The sequence below is a fragment of the Modestobacter caceresii genome (genome assembly GCF_000761485.1).
Lineage (GTDB): Bacteria > Actinomycetota > Actinomycetes > Mycobacteriales > Geodermatophilaceae > Modestobacter > Modestobacter caceresii.
In genome coordinates this window covers 21367-40650 of the sequence record NZ_JPMX01000025.1, presented here as the reverse complement: position 1 = coordinate 40650, position 19284 = coordinate 21367, and the positions used below count along the sequence as shown (strand labels likewise).

Annotated in this window: 22 protein-coding genes; 16 read left to right on the top strand and 6 right to left on the bottom strand. The window is 73.8% G+C overall.

What is annotated here, in order from left to right; all coding sequences use genetic code 11:
• Positions 1 to 543 carry a hypothetical protein gene (locus tag IN07_RS08135; protein WP_156119082.1) on the bottom strand — a complete coding sequence of 181 codons (543 nt, stop codon included), beginning with the start codon at positions 541 to 543 and terminating at the stop codon, positions 1 to 3.
• Between the two features lie 157 nt (positions 544 to 700).
• On the opposite strand from IN07_RS08135, the gene IN07_RS08130 reads away from it, so the two are divergent.
• Positions 701 to 1126, top strand: coding sequence for a hypothetical protein (locus tag IN07_RS08130; protein WP_197058395.1), 426 nt, complete (start codon positions 701 to 703; stop codon positions 1124 to 1126).
• Between the two features lie 12 nt (positions 1127 to 1138).
• Here IN07_RS08130 and IN07_RS08125 read toward each other — a convergent pair whose 3' ends face one another.
• Positions 1139 to 1492, bottom strand: coding sequence for a VOC family protein (locus IN07_RS08125; RefSeq protein ID WP_036335017.1), 354 nt, complete (start codon positions 1490 to 1492; stop codon positions 1139 to 1141).
• A gap of 112 nt (positions 1493 to 1604) precedes the next feature.
• Entirely contained in the window at positions 1605 to 3083 is a 1479-nt protein-coding gene (locus IN07_RS08120; protein ID WP_036335015.1) for an aldehyde dehydrogenase family protein, read from the bottom strand.
• A 196-nt stretch (positions 3084 to 3279) separates the two neighbouring features.
• Between IN07_RS08120 and rpe the strand changes: the two genes are divergently transcribed.
• The 8 genes from rpe to IN07_RS08080 all read left to right on the top strand — a co-directional run bounded on the left by rpe (position 3280) and on the right by IN07_RS08080 (position 9228).
• A complete protein-coding gene (gene rpe / locus IN07_RS08115) occupies positions 3280 to 3945 on the top strand; it encodes a ribulose-phosphate 3-epimerase (protein WP_156119081.1) in 666 nt (221 codons plus the stop codon).
• Between the two features lie 20 nt (positions 3946 to 3965).
• Positions 3966 to 4997, top strand: coding sequence for a bifunctional diaminohydroxyphosphoribosylaminopyrimidine deaminase/5-amino-6-(5-phosphoribosylamino)uracil reductase RibD (ribD, locus tag IN07_RS08110; protein ID WP_036335071.1), 1032 nt, complete (start codon positions 3966 to 3968; stop codon positions 4995 to 4997).
• A 1-nt stretch (position 4998) separates the two neighbouring features.
• A complete protein-coding gene (locus tag IN07_RS08105; protein WP_036335011.1) occupies positions 4999 to 5616 on the top strand; it encodes a riboflavin synthase in 618 nt (205 codons plus the stop codon).
• Complete coding sequence (locus IN07_RS08100; protein WP_052091027.1) at positions 5613 to 6908, top strand: bifunctional 3,4-dihydroxy-2-butanone-4-phosphate synthase/GTP cyclohydrolase II; 1296 nt, start codon at positions 5613 to 5615, stop codon at positions 6906 to 6908. Before IN07_RS08105 ends, IN07_RS08100 begins: the two co-directional genes overlap by 4 nt.
• 70 nt (positions 6909 to 6978) lie before the next feature.
• On the top strand, positions 6979 to 7488 hold the full coding sequence (ribH, locus tag IN07_RS08095) for a 6,7-dimethyl-8-ribityllumazine synthase (RefSeq protein WP_036335008.1): 510 nt from the start codon (positions 6979 to 6981) through the stop codon (positions 7486 to 7488).
• On the top strand, positions 7485 to 7748 hold the full coding sequence (locus tag IN07_RS08090; RefSeq protein WP_036335005.1) for a phosphoribosyl-ATP diphosphatase: 264 nt from the start codon (positions 7485 to 7487) through the stop codon (positions 7746 to 7748). Before ribH ends, IN07_RS08090 begins: the two co-directional genes overlap by 4 nt.
• Before the next feature lie 97 nt (positions 7749 to 7845).
• Entirely contained in the window at positions 7846 to 8709 is an 864-nt protein-coding gene (gene hisG / locus IN07_RS08085) for an ATP phosphoribosyltransferase (protein WP_036335002.1), read from the top strand.
• Positions 8710 to 8922: 213 nt separating this feature from the next.
• Complete coding sequence (locus tag IN07_RS08080) at positions 8923 to 9228, top strand: SSI family serine proteinase inhibitor (RefSeq protein WP_052091026.1); 306 nt, start codon at positions 8923 to 8925, stop codon at positions 9226 to 9228.
• 21 nt (positions 9229 to 9249) lie between these two features.
• Here the strand turns inward: IN07_RS08080 and IN07_RS08075 are convergent, their stop codons facing one another.
• Positions 9250 to 10245 carry a DUF2877 domain-containing protein gene (locus IN07_RS08075; RefSeq protein WP_036335000.1) on the bottom strand — a complete coding sequence of 332 codons (996 nt, stop codon included), beginning with the start codon at positions 10243 to 10245 and terminating at the stop codon, positions 9250 to 9252.
• A gap of 312 nt (positions 10246 to 10557) precedes the next feature.
• On the opposite strand from IN07_RS08075, the gene IN07_RS08070 reads away from it, so the two are divergent.
• The 4 genes from IN07_RS08070 (at position 10558) to IN07_RS08055 (ending at position 15635) form a co-directional block, all read left to right on the top strand.
• Positions 10558 to 12471 carry a PucR family transcriptional regulator gene (locus tag IN07_RS08070; RefSeq protein ID WP_197058394.1) on the top strand — a complete coding sequence of 638 codons (1914 nt, stop codon included), beginning with the start codon at positions 10558 to 10560 and terminating at the stop codon, positions 12469 to 12471.
• Positions 12472 to 12624: 153 nt separating this feature from the next.
• Positions 12625 to 14067 carry a uracil-xanthine permease family protein gene (locus IN07_RS08065; RefSeq protein ID WP_036334997.1) on the top strand — a complete coding sequence of 481 codons (1443 nt, stop codon included), beginning with the start codon at positions 12625 to 12627 and terminating at the stop codon, positions 14065 to 14067.
• A gap of 71 nt (positions 14068 to 14138) precedes the next feature.
• Positions 14139 to 14792 (top strand): NUDIX domain-containing protein, encoded by a 654-nt coding sequence (locus IN07_RS08060; protein WP_036334995.1) that lies wholly within the window; start codon positions 14139 to 14141, stop codon positions 14790 to 14792.
• A gap of 84 nt (positions 14793 to 14876) precedes the next feature.
• Entirely contained in the window at positions 14877 to 15635 is a 759-nt protein-coding gene (locus tag IN07_RS08055; protein WP_036334994.1) for an SDR family NAD(P)-dependent oxidoreductase, read from the top strand.
• 33 nt (positions 15636 to 15668) lie between these two features.
• On the opposite strand, the gene IN07_RS08050 is transcribed toward IN07_RS08055, so the two are convergent.
• A complete protein-coding gene (locus IN07_RS08050) occupies positions 15669 to 16121 on the bottom strand; it encodes an SRPBCC family protein (RefSeq protein ID WP_231558055.1) in 453 nt (150 codons plus the stop codon).
• A gap of 9 nt (positions 16122 to 16130) precedes the next feature.
• On the opposite strand from IN07_RS08050, the gene IN07_RS08045 reads away from it, so the two are divergent.
• The 3 genes from IN07_RS08045 (at position 16131) to IN07_RS08035 (ending at position 18822) form a co-directional block, all read left to right on the top strand.
• The gene (locus IN07_RS08045; protein WP_036334992.1) at positions 16131 to 16802 is read left to right on the top strand and encodes a hypothetical protein; all 672 of its coding nucleotides are present in this window, start codon (positions 16131 to 16133) and stop codon (positions 16800 to 16802) included.
• Between the two features lie 100 nt (positions 16803 to 16902).
• The gene (locus IN07_RS08040; protein WP_036334990.1) at positions 16903 to 17826 is read left to right on the top strand and encodes a DMT family transporter; all 924 of its coding nucleotides are present in this window, start codon (positions 16903 to 16905) and stop codon (positions 17824 to 17826) included.
• Between the two features lie 171 nt (positions 17827 to 17997).
• Positions 17998 to 18822 (top strand): sulfite exporter TauE/SafE family protein, encoded by an 825-nt coding sequence (locus IN07_RS08035; RefSeq protein WP_052091036.1) that lies wholly within the window; start codon positions 17998 to 18000, stop codon positions 18820 to 18822.
• Here IN07_RS08035 and IN07_RS08030 read toward each other — a convergent pair.
• A complete protein-coding gene (locus tag IN07_RS08030; protein WP_269429954.1) occupies positions 18815 to 19207 on the bottom strand; it encodes an ArsR/SmtB family transcription factor in 393 nt (130 codons plus the stop codon). The genes IN07_RS08035 and IN07_RS08030 overlap by 8 nt on opposite strands.
• Positions 19208 to 19284: the final 77 nt, after the last annotated feature.

The following is a 19284-nucleotide window of genomic DNA, read 5'->3' as shown; positions in this document are numbered from 1 at the left end:
TCAAGCCGGCGGGTCGGCGAGCCAGCGGCGTGCCTCGGTCAGGCTCCGCTCGTGCAGCCAGAGCTGGACGCCGGAGGCCACCAGCGCCACGCCGGCGACCACCGCCAGCTGCGGCCTGGGCGGGTCGGCGACCAGCGGTACGACGACGCAGGCGGCGAACACCACCGACACGGTGACCCAGACGGCGCGGACCAGGCCGGCCCGGCGCAGCCGCTGCTGGGCCCGCGCCCGGACCGCGTCGGCGCGGGCCCAGCCGACCAGCCGGTGGTGGCGCAGCGCGAAGTCCACCCGGGCGCCGTCGATGCGGGCTGCCCGGTCGCCCCAGTGCCAGCTGGCGGTGCGGATCAGCACCGCCAGCACGAGGAAACCCCAGGAGACCACGGCCGGAGCCTCGCCGCGGCCGAGCACGAGGAAGGCGTAGAGCGCGGCGAACGCCAGGACGACGGCCTCGACGACGAGCCGGCGGCGGTGGTCCCAGCTGTGCAGTTCGGCCTCGCCCTGCCGGATCACGGCGTCGTCCGCTGCGCTGCGCTCCCTGGCCACCGGCGCACGGTAGCGGGTGGCCAGCGGCTCCCCGGCCAGGCAACCCCTCGACCGGCACCCCGCCGCGGCACTAGCCTCCGCTGCCGTGCCGTGGCTGCCCGAGGACTTCGTCCATCCGCTCCGCGCCGACCTGCCGACGGGTTAGCACCTGCGGCCGATGGGCGCCGCCGACACCGAGATCGACTTCCCGGCGGTGATGGGCTCACGGGAGCGGCTGTGGTCGGTCTACGGGCCGGCCTGGGGCTGGCCGCCGGCGACGATGACGGTGGAGCAGGACCGCGACGACCTCGCCCACCACGAACGGGGAATCGCCGCGCACGAGAGCTTCCTGTACGGCCTGTTCCCGGCCGACGAGGCCGAGCTGCTCGGCTGCGTCTACGTCGACCCGCCGGCCAAGCAGAGCGGCGCGGACGCCGAGGTGTCCTGGTGGGTGGTCGACCGGCTGGTCGGCAGCCCCACGGAGGCCGCGCTGGACGCCTTCGTGCCCGCCTGGCTGGCGCGGGCCTGGCCGCTGCGGGCACCCCGCTACGTCGGCCGTGACCTCAGCTGGGCGGAGTGGCTGGCGTTGCCCGACCTGCCCTGAGCCGGAAGGGGTTCAGTAGACGACGCGGAAGCCGCCGATCAGGGTCACCACGTTGCCGTCCGGGTCGGTGACCGACGCCAGCTGCACGCCCTTGCTCGCCGTCTGCACCTCACCCGGCGACAGACCCCGGCTCCGCAGCTCGTCCAGGTGGGCAGCCAGATCGTCGACCGCGAGGTTGAGCAGCGCCCGGCCGGGACGGTCGGCGTCCACGTGCACCTGGACCCAGCCGGTGTCGGTGACCCGCCACTCCGCGAGGGTCGGCATCGGCCGGTTGTCCGGAGGGCGCCCGAACAGCCGCTCGTACCAGGCAGTGGCGGTGTGCAGGTCGGTGACCGGGACGACGGCGAGCAGGTGTGCGACGGTCATCGGCGTACCTCTCCTCGGGGTGACGGGAGCCAGGACCGTCGGCGGGTCCAGAACTCATCGCCGTCACCCGGCGGCCCGGCGGGACGCCGAGTGGCGCCCCCGCTGGAGCGGCTCAGAAGGGGAACTCGCGCTTGGTGTGCTGGACGCTCACCCAGTGGTCGGTGGTGAACTCCTCGATCGCCCAGTCGCCACCGAACCGGCCCAGCCCCGAGTCCTTCTCCCCGCCGAAAGCGGTGTTGTTCTCGTCGTTGAGGGGGGAGTCGTTGACGTGGGTCATCCCGGCCTCCACCCGCAGCGCGAACTGCACCCCGCGCAGGGTGTCCTCGGTGAACACGGCGCTGGACAGGCCGTACTCGGTGTCGTTGGCGATCGCCAGGGCGTCCTCCTCGTCCCGCGCCCGGACGATCGTGGCCACCGGCCCGAAGACCTCCTGGCGGGCAGTGGCGACGTCGTTGCTGCCCACCAGCACGTGCGGCGGCAGCACCGAACCGATCGGGCCGGTCGGGTCGCCGCCGAGCAGCTGCTGGGCGCCGTCGGCGATCGACTGGGCGACCTTCTCCTGGATGCCCTCGAGCTGCTTGGCGTTGATGATCGGGCCGATCACCGTGTCCTCCTCGGCCGGGTCGCCGGCCTTGAGCGCGCGCACCCGCTCGACGTAGCGCTCCACGAACTCGTCGTGCACGGCGTCGTCCACGATGATCCGGTTGGTGATCATGCAGACCTGGCCCTGGTGGAAGAACTTGCCGAACACGGCGGCGTCCACCGCGTAGCCGACGTCGGCGTCGTCCAGCACCACCAGCGGGCCGTTGCCGCCGAGCTCCAACGACAGCTTCTTCAGCCCGGCCTTCTCCGCGATCCCCTTGCCCACCGGTGTCGAGCCGGTGAAGGAGACGACCCGCGGCGTCGGGTGGGCGACGATGGCGTCGCCGATGTCGCTGCCCGAGCCGATCAGCACCGACAGCAGCCCTTCGGGCAGCCCGGCCTCTTCGTAGACCTTGGCCAGCAGCAGCCCACCGGTCACCGGGGTGTCACCGGCGGGCTTGAGGACGACGGCGTTGCCGGTGGCCAGCGCGGGCGCCACCGACCGGTTGGACAGGTGCATCGGGACGTTCCACGGGCTGATGACCGCGACCACGCCGACCGGACGCCGGTAGACGCGGCTCTCCTTGCCCTCGATGTCGGCGGGCAGGATCCGGCCCTCGACGCGGTAGGGGTAAGACGACGCCTCGTGGAAGTCCCGCAGCGTGATCGCGTACTCGAACGCGGCGGCCGGGGCGGCAGCACCGCTCTCCCTGATGTGCCAGTCGACGATCTCGTCCTTGCGGGCCTCCATGACCCGGGCGGCGCGGCGCATCACGTCGGCGCGCTCGCTGGGCAGCCGGGCGGCCCAGTCCCGCTGGGCCTCCTTCGCCCGGGCGTAGGCCTCGTCGAGGTCGTCGGCGTTGGCCAGCGGGATCTCGGTCAGCGTCTCGCCGGTGTAGGGGTTGGTGTCGGTCGCGGTCTTCCCGGCCCGGCCGGCGCGCCAGGTGCCGGCGATCGGCATCTGGTCGAAGCCGTCGTAGCGGGCAGGTGCTGAGTTGTCCGAGGCCATGCCAGAACGCCTACCCGGACGTGCACAACGGACACGTCCGACGGTCCGGCCCGTCGAGTGCTGCGCTGTCGACGTCTCCGGCCCGGGCCAGGCATCGACAACGCGACGGTCGAAGCGCCGTCCGGCCGATCCCGGGGACGCCAGCGCCCTCCGGTCGCCGGTCCGGCCCGGCGGAGGTGGCCCCTACGATCAGCGGGTGTCCCGGGAACCCATGATCGCGCCCAGTCTGCTGTCCGCGGACTTCGCCCGGCTCGCCGACGAGGTGCAGCGGATCGCCGACGCCGACTGGGTGCACGTCGACGTCATGGACGCCCACTTCGTGCCCAACCTGACCCTGGGCCTGCCGGTGGTGCAGGCGATCCAGGCGGTCAGCCCGGTCCCGCTGGACTGCCACCTGATGATCGAGGACCCGGAGCGGTGGGCCCCCGGCTACGCCGAGGCCGGCGCCCGCAACGTCACCGTGCACGCCGAGGCCTGCACCGACCCGCGTGCCGTGGCCCGCGACCTCAAGGCCGCCGGCGCGCTCGCCGGCCTGGCGCTCAAGCCGGGCACGCCGCTGGAGGCCTACCTCGACGTGCTGCCCGAGTTCGACACCCTGCTGGTGATGACGGTGGAGCCCGGCTTCGGCGGACAGTCGTTCATGCCGGAGGTGCTGCCGAAGGTGCGGGAGGCCCGGCGGCTGGTCGAGGCCGGCCACCTCCAGCTGTTCCTCGAGGTCGACGGCGGCATCAACGCCGACACCATCGAGCAGGCCGCCGAGGCCGGCGCCGACGTCTTCGTCGCGGGCTCGGCCGTCTACGGCGCCGACGACCCCGCTCAGGCGATCGCCGCGCTGCGGGCCCAGGCCGCGCGCGCCCGGTGAACGGCGCCGAGCAGGCGGCGATGACCCGGGCCCGGGAGCTGGGGCTGCGGGTGCTGGGCACCACCAGCCCGAACCCGCCGGTCGGTGCCGTGGTGCTGGACGCCGCCGGTGCCGTCGTGGGGGAGGGGGCGACCTCCCCGCCGGGTGGCCCGCACGCCGAGGTGCACGCCCTGGCCTCGGCGGGAGAGCTCGCCCGCGGGGGCACCGCCGTCGTCACCCTGGAGCCGTGCGCGCACACCGGCCGCACCGGGCCGTGCGCCGACGCGCTGATCGCCGCGGGGGTCGCGCGGGTCGTCGTCGCCGTCCCCGAGCCGACCCGGCTGGCCACCGGCGGCGCCGGCCGGCTGCGCGCGGCCGGGGTCGACGTCGAGCTGGGTGCCGAGCAGGCCGCCGCCGCCGAGGGTGCGCTGGCCGGCTGGCTGACCGGGGTGCACGAGCACCGGCCGCAGGTGGTCTGGAAGGTCGCCACCACCCTCGACGGGCGGGTCGCCGCCGCCGACGGCACCAGCCGCTGGATCACCGGGCCCGAGGCGCGCGCCGCCGTGCACGCGCTGCGAGCCACCTGTGACGCGGTGCTCGTCGGGTCCGGGACGGCGCTCGCGGACGACCCGCAGCTCACCGTCCGCGACGCGGAGGGCCGGACCGCCGACCGGCAGCCGCTGCGGGTGGTGCTGGACCGCCGCGGCCGGGTGCCGACCACCGCCCGGGTGCACGACGCGGCCGCGCCCACGCTGGTCAGCCGGGCCGCCACCCCGGCCGCGCTGCTGGCCGAGCTGTTCGACTCCGACGTCCGCCGGGTGCTGCTGGAGGGCGGGCCGACGCTGGCCGCTGCCTTCCTCGCCGCCGGCCTGGTCGACGAGGCCGTGGTGCACGTCGCGCCCACGCTGCTCGGGGCCGGCGCCGCCATGGTGGGCAGGCTGGGAATCAGCACGATCACCGACGCGCTGCACCTGCAGGTCACCGACGTCACCCGCATGGGCGGGGACGTGCAGATCCGGTTGCGGCCCACCCGGCACACTGGGTGGACAGCGTCGACCGGCGGAGGGAGCTGAGGTGTTCACCGGCATCGTGGAAGAGCTCGGCACCCTGGTCGTGCGCGAGGACGGCGTGGACAGTGCGGTGCTGCGCATCCGGGCCCGCAAGGCACTGGAGGACGTCGCGCTGGGCGACTCGATCGCGGTCAACGGCGTCTGCCTGACCGTCACCGGCGTCGAGCCCGGGCCCGACGGCACGGGCGTGTGGAGCACCGACGTGATGGCCGAGACGCTGCGTCGCAGCAGCCTCGGTGCCACCGGTTCCGGCGACCGGGTCAACCTGGAGCGCGCCGTCACCCCGCAGACCCGGCTGGGCGGCCACATCGTGCAGGGCCACGTCGACGGCGTGGGCACCGTGGTCTCCCGCACCCCCGGCGACGACTGGGAGGTCGTGCGGATCGCCGTCCCGGCCGAGCTGGCCCGCTACGTCGTCGAGAAGGGCTCGATCACCGTCGACGGCGTCTCGCTGACCGTGAGCGCGCTCGCCGACTCACCCGAGCCCTGGTTCGAGGTCAGCCTCATCCCGACCACCCTGCGCGAGACCACGCTGGGCGACCGAGCCCCCGGTGACCCGGTCAACCTGGAGGTGGACGTCATCGCCAAGTACGTCGAACGACTGTTGGGAGCACGACGATGACCGCCTTCCGGCTGGACTCGGTGGAGAGCGCGATCGCGGCGGTCAAGAGCGGCCGGCCGGTCGTCGTCATCGACGACGAGGACCGCGAGAACGAGGGCGACCTGATCTTCGCCTCGGAGCTTGCCACCCCCGAGCTGGTGGCCTTCATGGTCCGGTACACCTCGGGCTACATCTGCGTGGCGGTCACCGAGGAGGACGCCGACCGGCTCGACCTGCCCCCGATGTTCCGGGTGAACCAGGACCGCCGCGGCACCGCCTACACCGTCACGGTCGACGCCCGGGAGGGCGTCACCACCGGCATCTCCGCCTCCGACCGGGCGCACACCATCCGCACCCTGGCCGCCGCCGACACCGGCTCCGCCGACCTGGCCCGCCCCGGGCACGTGGTGCCGCTGCGCGCCAAGGACGGCGGCGTGCTGCGCCGCCCCGGCCACACCGAGGCCGCCGTCGACCTCGCCGTCCTGGCCGGGCTGCGCCCCTCGGGGACGCTGTGCGAGGTGGTCAGCGAGAAGGACCCGATCGGCATGGCCCGCGGTGAGGAACTGCGCGTCTTCGCCGACGAGCACGACCTGGTGATGGTCTCCATCGCCGACCTGATCGCCTACCGCAAGCGCTTCGACAAGCTCGTGGAGCGGGTCGCCGAGGCCCGGGTGCCGCTGCGCGCCGGGGAGTTCACCGCGGTCGGCTACCGCAGCTCCTACGACGAGCGCGAGCACGTGGCCTTCGTCTACGGCGACATCACCGCCAACGACGGTGAGGACGTCCTGGTGCGGGTGCACTCCGAGTGCCTGACCGGCGACGTGTTCGGCTCGCTGCGCTGCGACTGCGGCCCGCAGTTGGACGCCGCGCTCGCCGCCGTCGCCCAGGAGGGCCGCGGCGTCGTCCTCTACATCCGCGGGCACGAGGGCCGGGGCATCGGCCTGCTGCACAAGCTGCAGGCCTACCAGTTGCAGGACACCGGCGTGGACACCGTCGACGCCAACCTCGACCTGGGGCTGCCCGCCGACGCCCGCGACTACGGCACCGGTGCGCAGATCCTGGTCGACCTCGGCATCCACACCATGCGCCTGCTCACCAACAACCCGGCCAAGCGCGCCGGGCTGGAGGGCTACGGCCTCAAGATCACCGGTCGGGTGGCGCTGCCCAGCAACGTCACCGTCGACAACGTCGGCTACCTGCGCACCAAGCGGGACCGGATGGGGCACCTGCTGGAGATCATCGAGCCCGACGGCCCCGACACCGGCGGGCAGCCGCCCGCGCCGGGGCGGCGCGCCGACGAGCAGCCGATGTGACCGGGTCGCGACCCGTCCCACGGCACACTGCACCGTCCCAACTGACGACGAACAGCACCGAGGAGAACTCATGAGCGGGTCCGGAGCACCGGGGCAGGAGCCGATCGACGCCGCGGGACTGACCCTGGGCATCGTGGCGACCACCTGGCACGGCGACATCACCGAGTCGCTGCTGCAGCGGTCGATTGCCTGCGCGAAGGCCGCCGGCATCGCGGAGCCGACCGTCGTCCGGGTGCCCGGCGCCATCGAGCTGCCCGTGGTCGCCCAGGCCCTGGCCGCCACCCACGACGCGGTCGTGGCGCTGGGGGTCGTCGTCCGCGGCGGCACGCCGCACTTCGAGTACGTCTGCGACTCCTTCACCGCCGGCCTCACCCGGGTGTCGCTGGACTCCGGCAAGCCGGTCGGCAACGGCGTCCTCACCACCGAGGGCGAGCAGCAGGCCCGCGACCGCGCGGGCATGGACGACTCCGGCGAGGACAAGGGCTGGGAGGCCACCGCCGCGGCGCTGCAGACCGCCCTGGTGCTGCGCGAGCTGCGTAGCCCGAAGCAGAGCACCGGTTTCGTGGTCGGCCCGGCATGAAGACGTTCGACCAGCTGTTCGCCGAGCTGAGCGAGAAGGTCGAGGCCGGCGACCCGGCCTCGGGCACGGTCACCGCCGTGCGGGACGGCGTGCACGCCGCCGGCAAGAAGGTCGTGGAAGAGGCGGCCGAGTCCTGGATGGCCGCCGAGCACGAGGGCGCCGAGCGGACGGCGGAGGAGATCAGCCAGCTCCTCTACCGGGTGCAGGTGCTCATGCTGGCCCGCGGGCTCGGCCTGGACGACGTCTACGCTCACCTCTAAAAGTCGAAGGACCCCGTCCTCCTCACCCCTCGCAAGCTCGGGGCGAGCCTCTGGACGGGGCCGGGGCCGATCAACCACTGTTCGAGGAGTTCGTGTCGTGCTGCGCGTTGCCGTGCCCAACAAGGGTGTCCTCAGCGAGCCGGCGGCGGCGATGCTCGCCGAGAGCGGGTACCGGCAGCGGCGCACCACCAGTGAGCTGGCGGTCTACGACCCCGAGAACGACACCGAGTTCTTCTACCTGCGGCCGCGGGACATCGCGATCTACGTCGCGGCCGGCACGCTGGATGTCGGCATCACCGGCCGGGACATGCTGCTGGAGACGACGCCGCCCGAGGGTGGCGACGTGGCGGCCGAGGTGATGCCGCTGGGCTTCGGCCGGTCGTCGTTCCGCTTCGCCAGCCCGGCGGAGTCCCCGGTCGACGAGGTGGCGAAGCTGGAGGGCAAGCGGATCGCCACCGCCTACCCGGGGCTGCTGCAGCGTTTCCTCGACGAGACGGGCATGAAGGCCGCCGTGGTCAAGCTCGACGGCGCCGTGGAGACCGCCTGCCGGCTCGGCGTCGCCGACGCCGTCTGCGACGTGGTGGAGACCGGGACGACGCTGCGTGCGGCCGGCCTGCGGATCATCGGTGACCCGGTGCTGGCCAGTGAGGCCGTCCTCGTCGGCCGGGCGGGGGCCGACGAGGTGCCCGCCGTGGCCCAGCTGCGTCGCCGGCTGCAGGGTGTCCTGGTCGCCCGGCGGTACGTGATGCTCGACTACGACTGCCCCAACGACCTGCTGGCCCAGGCCACCGCCCGCACCCCGGGGCTCGAGGGCCCCACGGTCAGCCCGCTGCAGACGCCGGGCTGGTCGGCCGTGCGGGCGATGGTCCTCAAGGACGACACCAACCGGGTGATGGACGAGCTCTGGGAGCTCGGCGCGCGGGCGATCCTGGTCACCAGCATCGCCGCCTCCCGCATCTAGCCCGGGCACACTGGCGGGCATGCGCCGCGTCGCCCTCTCGTGCCTGCTCGTCCCGCTGATGCTGCTCGCCGCCTGCGGCGCCGACGACGACGACACCGGCACGGCGGCGGGTTCATCGACGCCACCCCCCCGAGTCCCGCTGCCAGCCCGACGGCGTCGGACCCGGCGACCGATCCCGGCTCCGGGGGCATCAGCCGCGCCGACAACGACCTGGTGATCGAGTACGACCCCGGCGAGGGGGCGCCGGTGGAGCGCTACACGCTCACCTGCGTCGGCTTCGTCGAGGGCGACCTGCCCGACGCCGAGGCCGCCTGCCAGCACCTGGAGGGCCTCGAGGACCCGTTCGCCCCGGTGCCGGACGACGCGATCTGCACCCAGCAGTTCGGCGGACCCCAGACGGCACACGTCACCGGCCTGTGGCGCGGCGACCCGGTCGACCTCCAGCTCTCCCGGACCGACGGCTGCCGGATCTCGCAGTGGGACCGGCTCGGGCCGCTCCTCCCGGGCCCGGCCCGCTGACCGGCCGGACCCCGGCCGGGCTCAGCGCGGGCGGCTGGTCCGGTCGACGAGGTCGATCGCGGTGCACAGCCCCAGCGCCATCGCCCGCCCACTGGTCGAGCCGGTGGCCAGCAGCGTGGCGATCGCCGGTGCGAGCGCACCGTGCCCGACCAGGCCCCGCAGCACGGCGGCGAACTCGCCGCTGACCCGCCCCGCGGCCGCGTGCCGCAGCAGCGTTCGGGACAGCTCGGTGGTGCGCCCGGTGGCCAGCCCGGTCACCCCGGCGCCGAACCGCTCGGCGGCGGGGTGCCCCAGCAGCACCAGCCCGGCGGTGACGCCGGCGAGGACGTCGTCCCCGGCGGGAGTCAGGCCCGGGCCCAGGCCGATCAACCGGGTGGCGGTGCGCAGCGCGGCGTCGACGTCGGCGCGGCGGACGGCGCCGCGCAGCGCGGCGAGCGGACCGCTGGGCCCGCTGGGCAGGCCGGGGAGGACGAACGCGCTGTGCGGCACGCCCTCGCCGTAGAGCGCCGAACGCAGCTGGCGGACCCCCTCGGGGAGCAGCGCCGGACGCGCGGTGGGGAGCTTGGGGCGGGGGTCCCACCACGCGGCGGCGCTGACGGTCAGGTCCCCGACGGTCAGCCGGCCGCCGCCCAGTCGGGCGGGGGCGCCGCTGGGGACCGAGACCAGGGGCCGACCGTTCGAGGGCCGGAACAGCACGCAGCCCAGCGGGAGCCGGGCCGCGTCGGAGGTCAGCACGCCCACCACGTCGGGGCCCTGCGGGGTCTGCACCGTCAGGTACACCGCGGCAGGGACCGACAGCAGGACCCGCGCCGACCGGACCGGTCCACGCAGCAGGTCGGCGATCCCCGTGCTGGCCTGGGCGGGCACCGAGGTGCCGGGGGTTCGGGCGCCGGCCGCGGCAGACTCGCGTGGCAGGGGGATGGTCGGGACGCCGGCCCGGGCGGCCTGCCCGGTGTGGGTGTCGTCGTGGGTCGTGTCCCGGCCGTGGCCGCCAGTGCTCTCGTCGATGGTGCGCATGTGCCCTCCACCCGTGCGGTCGGCGGGCGACGCCTGCAGCGGGCCCGTCCCGATCTGGATCTCCCGGCCGGGACACCGAGCCGCCCGTCGATCGACGAAGCCGCCTACCATCCGAGCCGGAACACAGGACCGGGGCCCGAACCCACGTGGCGCGTCCCCCGTACCTGTATGGCGATTGTCGCCAAGCGTGCCTTCTGCCGTCCAGAGACGTCTGACAGAATCTTGTGCAGCAGGCTCGTGCACGGTGTTTTGGGGGTACGTACAGTGACTGAACGTGATGCATCTGTGACATATGCTGCACACAGCGACCGGATGGCTACCTTCAGTGCCATCCCGGCGTCCCCCGAGCCGGTGCTCTCCCAGCTCCCGCCGTCGGACCGGACCGCCCTCCAGGACAGCATGGGCCTGACCGTCGACCAGCTCCTGCAGCTGCCGGGGCTGGCCGGCACGCTCGTCGTCGGCGGGGCCACCGGCACCCGCCGGATCGTCCGGCACGTGGCCGTCGACGGCCCGGACGACCCGCTCGCCGGTGCCGGTCCCGACCTGCTGGTCGTGCTGGGCGCCCGGTTGCCCAGCGGCGACCCGGCGCAGAGCCGTGCGCTGATCGAGCGGCTGCACCGGGCCGGCAGTGGCGCGCTCGCGTACCGCTCGGAGGCCGGCTCGGGCAACCCGGCCGGCGACGTCCCCGCCGAGCTGCTGGCCGAGGCCGACCGCCGGGGCTTCCCGGTGCTCGCGCTGCCCGCGCGTGCCCGGCTGGACGAGGTGGTCGCCGAGGTGCTCGGCGCCATCATCGACAAGCAGACCCAGGCCCTCAGCCTCGCGAACCGGATGCACAACCAGTTCATCGACGTGGCGCTGTCCGGCGGTGGGCTGTCCGAGGTCACCACGCAGGTGTCGACCTTCCTCGCCGGGGCTGCCGTGCTCGGCCTGGGCCCCGACCGCGAGGTGGCCACCCATGCCGGCCCGGCGGAGGAGGTCGCCGAGATCCGCGACTGGTTGTGGCTGCTCGACGCCGCGGCCGACGACGCGTTCGCCGACCTCACCCCCTCCCGCCGGCTGTCGGGCAACCGCGCCGACCAGAGCGTCGTCACCCCCGCCGACGTGCTCGCCGACGCCGACCTCTCACCGGCCGACGGCATCCTCCTGGTGCCCGGGCACCACGAGCTGCCCGGCGGGCTGGGGGAGTACGCGGTCGCGCCGATCATGGCCGGTGACCAGCGGCACGGTTGGCTGGTCGCGGTGAACCGGCACGGTCCGATGCTGCTCGGCGCCGGCGCGGTGCTCGAGCAGGCCGCCGTCATCGCCGCGCTGTCGGAGATCCGTTCCCAGGCGGTCCACTCGGTGGAGCTGCGGTTCCAGGGCGACATGGTGCGCCGGCTGGTCGGCGGGACGTTCGCGCACACCGAGCGGGCGCTGGCCTACGCCCGCTCGTTCGGCTGGCGGCTCGACGGCCCGGTCGTCGTCCTGGTGACCGCCACGGAGACGGTGGCCGATGCCGGGGCCGACCCGACCCGGGCGCTGGACGTGCTGGACCGGCTGGCCGACGGCTGGCGCGCGGCGGTGGACAGCGAGGTCGCCGGTGCGGCGGTCGCCGGGCTGGCCACGGAGATCGTCACCGTGCTGCCGCTGGACGGGCGCACCCCCGAGGAGCTCTCCAGCCTGGTCGCCTCGGTGACCGCCCGGGTCAACGCCCGGCTGCGCCGGGTGGGCCGGCTGCTGGGCACCGGGATCGGCCGCCCGGCCGAGTCGCTGTCGGCGCTGGGGGAGGCATACCAGCAGTCGCAGCGGGCCCTGGTGGTCGGTCAGGAGATCCACGGTGGCCACGCGGTCACGCACTTCGACCAGCTCGGCGTCTTCCGGCTGTTGTCGCTGATCCCGGACAGCAACGAGCTGCGGTCCTACGTCGACGAGGTGCTCGGCACGCTGGCCGACTCCTCCGACCCGGACTCGGTCGACCTGCGCGAGACGCTGCGGGTGCTGCTGGAGACCAACCTCAACGTCGCGGAGTCCGCCCGCCGGCTGCACTTCCACTACAACACGATGCGCTACCGGATCGGCAAGCTGGAGCGGCTGCTCGGTCCCTTCACCACCGACCCCACGCTGCGGCTGAACCTGCTGCTCGCGCTGCACGCCTCGCGCATCCGCGGACTGGACCAGCCGCACCGGCCGCCGGTGGAGAGCGTGGTCGCCGCGGTCCTGGACGACGGGCTCGAGTCGCTGGTCTGAGGCGGTCGCGCGTCGGCACTGTTACGGCCGTGTTCACCCGGCGCTCCGTGATGGGAACGTGTCCAGGACCCCCTGGTGTGATCCACCGACTTCTGCCACTGTCCGGTACCTCAGCGCTGAGCTACTTGCTCGGCGGAGGTGCGAGGAGGACTGATGGCACTCGGCTGGAAGCTCTACGGGGACGGGAAGACCCCGCCGCTGGGTGAGGCGGTGGCCCCCGACGAACGGTTGTCGTGGCCGCTGACCGTCGGCATCGGCGCGCAGCACGTCGTCGCCATGTTCGGGGCGACCTTCGTCTTCCCGCTGATCATGGGGCTGGACGCCAACCTGGCGATCATGATGAGCGGGATCGCGACGATCATCTTCCTGCTCATCGTGCAGGGGAAGGTGCCCTCTTACCTGGGCACCAGCGCCGCGTTCGTCGGCGGCGTCGCCGCGGTCCGCGCCCAGGGCGGGGACAGCTCCGACGTGGTCGGCGCGATCCTCGTCTCCGGCATCGTGCTGGCGCTGGTCGGCCTGCTCATCCAGGCCGCCGGTGTGGCCGTGGTGAACCGGGTGCTGCCCCCGGCGGTGACCGGCGCGGTGGTCCTGCTGATCGGCTTCAACCTCGCACCCGTCGCCGCGGGCCTGTACTGGCCGCAGGACCAGTGGGTCGCGTTGGCCACCATGGCGTTCGTCATCGTGGTGTCGCTGGCACTGCGCGGCTTCTGGGCCCGGGTCTCGATCCTGCTCGGCCTGGTCTTCGGCTACCTGCTCTCCCTGCTGCTGGACACCTTCTCCCAGGCGGTCACCTACGACGCTGCGGGCGTGGGGACGGCGCATGACCGCGTCGACCTCAGCGGCGTCGCCGATGCGTCGTGGTTCGGGCTCCCGGAGCTCACCGCGCCGTCGTTCTCCGTCAACTTCGCGCTGCTGGTGCTCCCGGCGGTGATCGCGCTCGTCGCGGAGAACGCCGGCCACGTCAAGGCGGTCGGCGAGATGACCAAGCGCGACCTCGACCCGGTGCTCGGCCGGGCGGTCTTCGCCGACGGTGCGGCCACCGTGGTCGCGACCTCGGTGGGTGGCTCCCCGACGACGACCTACGCGGAGAACATCGGCGTCATGGCCGCCACCCGGGTCTACTCGACCGCGGCCTACTACGTCGCCGCGCTGGTGGCGATCATGCTCGGGCTGGTGCCCAAGTTCGGTGCCATCGTCAACGCCACCCCCGGTGCGGTGCTCGGCGGGATCACCGTCGTCCTCTACGGGATGATCGGCCTGCTCGGCGCCAAGATCTGGAAGGAGAACCGGGTCGACTTCGCCAACCCGATCAACCTCGTGCCGCTGGCGGCCGGGATCATCATCGGCATCGGCGACGTCCAGCTGCGGTTCAGCAGCGAGTACTCCATCGGTGGCATCGCGCTGGGCACGATCGTCGCCGTCGTCGGTTGGCACGTCGCCCGGATGCTGGCCCCGGCGGAGATGAGGGCATCGCTGTACCAGGAGGGTGGCTTCGCCGCCGGCACCGGTCCGGCCCTGGGGGCGGCCGGCAGCCACAACACGGACCCGGGTGGGCCCGACCCCTCCGACGTCGACCGGGTCAACCGGACCCGCTGACCTCGCACGCACCGGCCCGGCTCCTCGCGAGGAGCCGGGCCGGTGGCACGTCCACGACCGGAAGGACAACGATGACCGCTGGGATCGACACCCCCGACCGGCGCGGCCGGACCGGGCTGGACCAGGTGGGCCGGCACCTCTCCGGCAACGACGACGTCCGGGTGCGGGACGTCGAGGTGCTGGCCAGCGACTGGTACGTGCTGCGCCGGACGACGTTCGACATGCGCCACCGCGACGGGCACTGGAGCACCGAGCAGCGGGAGACCTACGACCGCGGCAACGGCGCGACCGTGCTGCTCTACGACGTCGCGCGGCGCACGGTGCTGCTCACCCGTCAGTTCCGCTTCCCGGCCTATGTCAACGGCCACCCCGACGGGTTGCTCGTCGAGACCGCCGCCGGCCTGCTGGACGACGACGACCCGGTGACCGCGGTGCGCCGGGAGGCCGAGGAGGAGACCGGCCACCGCGTCGGCGAGCTCACCCATGTCTTCGACGTCTTCATGAGCCCCGGCTCGGTCACCGAGCGGCTGCACTTCTACGCCGGCCCCTACGACGCCGGCTCTCGGACGGCCGGCGGAGGCGGGCTGGCCGAGGAGGACGAGGACATCGAGGTGCTCGAGCTGGACGTCGACGAGGCACTGGCCGCGATCGGCACGACGATCGTGGACGCGAAGACGATCCTGCTGCTCCAGTGGGCTGCGCTGTCCGGGCCGTTCGCCCGCTGACTCGCACGTCGGTGCGTGGCGCGGCGGGAGCCGGGGCACTGGGGCTCCGGGGCCGCACCGGTCGGCCCGGGAGAGAGGGACCGCATGACCGAGAACAGCCGGCCGCTGCAGGGAAAGGTCGCCCTGGTCACCGGGGCGTCGTCGGGGATCGGGGAGGCCACCGCGATCGCACTGGCCGGGGCCGGGGCGGCGGTCGCCATCGGCGCCCGGCGCAAGGACCGGCTCGACGCGCTGGCCACGAAGCTGCGCGACGACGGTGCCCGGGTGCTGCAGCTGGACCTCGACGTCACCGACGAGCAGGCCTGCACCGCGGCGGTCGCCCGGACCCGCGAGGAGCTGGGCGGGCTGGACGTCCTGGTCAACAACGCCGGGGTGATGCTGCTGGGCACGATCGTCGGCGCGGACCCGGAGGACTGGCGCCGGATGATCGACACCAACGTGCTGGGCGTGCTGTACATGACCCATGCCGCGATCGAGGGCATGGTCGAGCAGGGGTCGGGCGACGTCGTGAACATGTCCAGCGTCGCCGGTCGGACCGCGCGCAAGGGCGCCGGGGTCTACAACGCCAGCAAGTGGGCGGTGAACGCCTTCAGCGAGTCGCTGCGCCAGGAGGTCACCGGCCGCGGGGTGCGGATCAGCCTGGTCGAGCCGGGTGCGGTGGCCACCGAGCTGACCGACCACATCACCCAGCCCGAGGCCAAGCGGGCGTCGCAGGAGATGGCCGCGGGGATGACCCGGCTGCAGGCCGAGGACATCGCCCGGGCGGTGCTCTACGTGGTCAGCCAGCCGGGCCACGTGGCGGTCAACGAGGTGCTGGTGCGCCCCACCGACCAGGAGCGCTGAGACCCACCAGCGCTGGGCCGACGAGCCGTGGGGTCAGCCGGCCTCGAGCACCCGCTTCAGGGTCTCGAGGTCGGCGGCCACCGCCGCGGTGTCGTCGTCGAACTCCTCCGCCGTGGCGCCCGCCGCCTGGCGGAGGGTGAAGACCACCTCGCTGCCGGCGCCGTCGGCGAGCACCCGCACCGGGTTGGTGGTGGTCGTGCCGTCGGGCAGGACGACGTCGTGGTCGAGCACCCCGTACTCGTTGACCGGCACGAACCGCACGAGCACGCGGCCCATCGGGGAGTCCGCCACCCACTCGCCGCGCTCCCGCCGGATGCCGCTGGCCAGGCCGGCGGCCCACAGCGGCAGGTGGGCCGGGTCGCGGACCCAGGCGTAGACCTCAGCGGCGGGGCGGTCGATGGAGACGCTCAGGTGGCGGGACTCGGTGCGCATGCCCCGCATGGTGCCGCAGCCCACCGACTGGAACTCCACGATCGCGTCCGGCACGCTGCCGCCGTGGACGCGACCTCCCCGCGCACCGGACCTGCGCAGACCGACGACGACCCACGCTGGGCCGAGGCTGTCTCGGTGCTGCACGGCGCGCCGAGCAGCACCGCCGAGCGGTTGCTGCGCCGTTCCCGGCTGCTCCGCTGGTCGTGGGCGCTCGCCGGGATGCTGCTGGCGGTGGCCGCCGGGGTGCTCCTGGCGGTGCTGGCCGGGGCTTCGCTGGTGCCCGACCCCGGCTCGTCCGGAGGGTGGGTGGTTGCCGGCCTCGTCGTCCAGGGCGCCGGCCTGGCGGTGATGATCGGCTACCTGGTCGTCGCGTGGCGGATCGGGCTGTTCCGGATCGCGTGGTGGCAGCGGCAGCCGACCAACGTGCTCAGCCGAGGCCAGCGACGCGGACTGCTCGCACAGGTGCGGGGCCGTGCGGAGGTCGATCCGGCGCGGCTGCCGCTGGCCCGGGACCTGGCGCAGCGCCTGGTGCTCCAGCAGCACCAGGCGCTGCTGGTCGTCGGCGTCGTCCTCCAGCAGCTGGGGCGGACGATCGGTGCGCCGACGCAGCTGAACGAGGTGATCACCGTGCTGGTCGGGGGAGGTCTCGTGGTGGCCGCCGTGCTGATGCGCCGAGAAGCCGGGCGGGCGGAGCGGTTCCTCGCCGACCACCCGGACCCGGGGTCTCCGGTCTGACCGCATCGATCCGGCCATCGTCCGGGGCGGGACGGCCAATGCGGGTGCGACGACCGGAAACCGCCGGATCCCGTCGGCGGCGCCCCCTACCGTCCGGTGCGTGTCCAGCCCCGTCCCGCGCGAACCGCTCACCCTCCTCGCCGTCACCGTCACCGTCCTGGCCTGGGCGTCGGCGTTCATCGGCATCCGCGCGGTCGGCGAGGACCTCTCGCCCGGGGCCCTGGCACTCGGCCGGCTGGTCGTCGGCACCGCCGTCCTGGGGGCGCTGCTCGCCCGGCGCGGCTGGGTGGCCCCGACGGCGGGGGAGTGGCGGCTGCTCGCCGTGTGCGGGATCGGCTGGTTCGGCATCTACAACCTGGCGCTCAACGCCGCCGAGCAGCACCTGGACGCCGGCACCACGGCGATGCTGGTCAACATCGGCCCGGTGCTGATCGCGGTCTTCGCCGGCCTGCTGCTGGGCGAGGGCTTCCCGCGCTGGCTGGTCATCGGCCTGGGCGTGGCCTTCTGCGGGGTGCTGCTGATCGGCTTCGCCACCCGTGACGCCGGGGCCGACCTGCTGGGCGTCGTCCTGTGCGTGGTCGCGGCGGTCACCTACGCCGCGGGCGTGGTGGCGCAGAAGCCGCTGCTGCGCCGGCTGCCCGCCCTGCAGGTCACCTTCACCGCCTGCGCGATGGGGGCGGTGTGCTGCCTGCCCTGGGCCGGGGTGCTCGTCGACGAGCTGGGCACCGCGCCCGCGTCCTCGATCGCCGGCACCGTCTACCTCGGCGCGGTGCCGACCGCACTGGCCTTCAGCACCTGGGCGTACGCGCTGCGCCGGATGGACGCCGGCCGGCTGGGCGCGACCACCTACCTGGTGCCGCCGATCGTCGTGCTGTTGGGCTGGGTGCTGCTGGACGAGGTGCCCCCGGCGCTCGCCGTCGTCGGGGGCGGGGTGTGTCTGCTGGGCGTGGCCCTCTCCCGCCGGCGCACCCGGGTGCGCCGGCCGGTGCCGGTGCCGCAGGAGGCCGGGACCTCGACGGTCTGAACGGCTCCGTCCGGCGGGTGAGCCGCGGTCGTCGACGGGGAGTCGCCGAGCTCTCACGCGTCGTCGCACGGACCAACGGTGGGCGGGACGCAGACTCTCGGTGAGCGGCCGTGCCGCCCCGTTCCGTTGACGGGGAGACGACCGGGCCGAGGAGAGGAGTCCGTGGCCGGGATGACGCACGTGTTCCCGGGTGACCTGCTCCCGGAGGGGCTGACCCCCGAGGTGCTCGCGCTCGTGCTGGTCGCCGCACTGGCAGCCGGGTGGATCGACGCCGTCGTCGGTGGCGGCGGCCTCCTGCAGCTGCCCGCGTTGTTGCTGGTCCCGGGGATGAGCCCGGTCCAGGCCCTCGCGACCAACAAACTGGCCTCCATCTTCGGCACCACGACGAGCGCCGTCACCTACTACCGCCGCGTGCACCCCGACCTGCGGACCGCCTTCCCGATGGCGGGGGTCGCTCTGGTGTGCAGCTTCGCGGGGGCCTCGGTGGCCGCAGCGCTGCCGGCCAGCGTGTTCAAACCGGTCATCGTGGTCGCGCTCATCGCGATCGCGGCGTTCACCGTGCTGCGTCCCTCCCTCGGGGAGGTGACCGCGTTGCGCCACAGCGGGCGTCGCCACCACGGCGTCGCCGCCGCCACGGGCGCCGGGATCGGGTTCTACGACGGCATCCTCGGTCCGGGCACCGGGTCGTTCCTCGTGTTCGCCATGGTCTCGCTGCTGGGGTACGACTTCCTCAACGCCAGCGCCAAGGCCAAGATCGTCAACGTCGCCACCAACCTGGGGGCCCTGCTCTTCTTCGCACCCTACGGCGCCGTCTTCTGGGGTCTGGGTCTCCTCCTCGGTGCGGCCAACACGTTCGGGGCGTACCTGGGTGCGCGGACGGCGACCGCCCGGGGCAGCCGCTTCATCAGGGTCGTCTTCCTGGTCGTCGTCACCGCGTTGATCGGCCGGGTCGGCTGGGACGTCTGGACGGAGAACCTGCGGCCCCTCCTCAGCTGAGACCGCTGCGTCCACGGACGCCGGGCAGCGCGTCCACCACCGCGTCGAGCGCGCCGGGCACCAGGGCGAAGTAGGCCCAGACCCCGCGCTTGTCGCGGGTGAGGAAGCCGGCGTCCACCAGCACCTTGAGGTGGTGGGACACGGTCGGCTGGGCCAGGCCCAGCGGCTCGGTGAGGTCGCAGACGCAGACCTCGCGGCCCTCGTTGCCGGCCACCAGGGCGAGCACCCGGAGCCGCGCGGGGTCCGCCAGCGCCTTGAGCGTGCGGGCCAGGTCGGTGGCCTGCTCGGCGCTCATCGCGCCGGCGAGCTCGGCAGGGGAGCACCCGGGCGCACCCGTGTCGACCAGCTCCAGGGTGGGGCGGTCCGCCGTTCGACTGGTGTTCACCCGGCCAGTATCGACACGGCATTGACGTCTGTCGATAGGCCAGGCATCGTCTTGCATCGATAGACCGACATCGATAC

Bases quoted from the DNA above. Each gene is read 5' to 3' on its own strand.
- IN07_RS08070 (WP_197058394.1), top strand. From the start codon at position 10,558: ATGGCTACCTTCAGTGCCATCCCGGCGTCCCCCGAGCCGGTGCTCTCC.
- IN07_RS08035 (WP_052091036.1), top strand. From the start codon at position 17,998: ATGACGCACGTGTTCCCGGGTGACCTGCTCCCGGAGGGGCTGACCCCC.
- IN07_RS08065 (WP_036334997.1), top strand. From the start codon at position 12,625: ATGGCACTCGGCTGGAAGCTCTACGGGGACGGGAAGACCCCGCCGCTG.
- IN07_RS08100 (WP_052091027.1), top strand. From the start codon at position 5,613: ATGACCGCCTTCCGGCTGGACTCGGTGGAGAGCGCGATCGCGGCGGTC.
- IN07_RS08130 (WP_197058395.1), top strand. From the start codon at position 701: ATGGGCGCCGCCGACACCGAGATCGACTTCCCGGCGGTGATGGGCTCA.
- IN07_RS08060 (WP_036334995.1), top strand. From the start codon at position 14,139: ATGACCGCTGGGATCGACACCCCCGACCGGCGCGGCCGGACCGGGCTG.
- IN07_RS08075 (WP_036335000.1), bottom strand. From the start codon at position 10,245: ATGCGCACCATCGACGAGAGCACTGGCGGCCACGGCCGGGACACGACC.
- IN07_RS08120 (WP_036335015.1), bottom strand. From the start codon at position 3,083: ATGGCCTCGGACAACTCAGCACCTGCCCGCTACGACGGCTTCGACCAG.
- IN07_RS08090 (WP_036335005.1), top strand. From the start codon at position 7,485: ATGAAGACGTTCGACCAGCTGTTCGCCGAGCTGAGCGAGAAGGTCGAG.
- ribD (WP_036335071.1), top strand. From the start codon at position 3,966: ATGACCCGGGCCCGGGAGCTGGGGCTGCGGGTGCTGGGCACCACCAGC.
- IN07_RS08125 (WP_036335017.1), bottom strand. From the start codon at position 1,492: ATGACCGTCGCACACCTGCTCGCCGTCGTCCCGGTCACCGACCTGCAC.
- ribH (WP_036335008.1), top strand. From the start codon at position 6,979: ATGAGCGGGTCCGGAGCACCGGGGCAGGAGCCGATCGACGCCGCGGGA.
- IN07_RS08055 (WP_036334994.1), top strand. From the start codon at position 14,877: ATGACCGAGAACAGCCGGCCGCTGCAGGGAAAGGTCGCCCTGGTCACC.